1 protein-coding gene is annotated in these 511 nt (G+C 60.7%); it reads right to left on the bottom strand.

What is annotated here, in order from left to right:
• Window positions 1-141: 141 nt before the first annotated feature.
• The coding region (locus VSR34_RS38345) for an integrase core domain-containing protein (protein WP_342965226.1) at window positions 142-511 on the bottom strand (370 nt) is incomplete at its 5' end.

Below are 511 nucleotides of genomic sequence, written 5' to 3'. Positions count from 1 at the left end.
CGACGTTGGTACGCAGGGATCAGGGGAGCGGTACCCATTTTGTGGACGCCATGAACGGGCTTTTGATAGTTATCCACGGCCGGGCGGCGGGTCGCCTGTTACGACCACGACGTCGACCGGCCGTGGGTAACTCGACACTCATTATGACGTGGGTTCCTCCTTGTGTTGATTCCCGGCGCGCCAGCGCCGCTCGAATTCACTCGGGCTCACGTAATCCAACGACGAATGCAGGCGGTCAGTGTTGTAGTACGCGAGGTACTCCGTGATGGACAACCGGGCCTGTTCGCGCGTGGCGTAATGCTCTGCATATACGCACTCAACTTTTACCGTGCCGTTGGCCGACTCCATTGGTGCGTTATCCCAGCAGCTCGCCTTGCGGCTCATGGAGACGGTGATGCCGCGTGTGGCGAGGACCTGGCGATACTCTTTTGCCGCATACTGCGCCCCCCTGTCAGAATGATGCATGAGTTCGCCTGTGGGGTGGCGCCAGTCCAGCGCCATGACCAGCGCC

This window comes from Paraburkholderia sp. JHI2823, from assembly GCF_038900695.1.
Lineage (GTDB): Bacteria > Pseudomonadota > Gammaproteobacteria > Burkholderiales > Burkholderiaceae > Paraburkholderia > Paraburkholderia mimosarum.
This window is presented reverse-complemented; position numbering and strand designations above follow the sequence as displayed.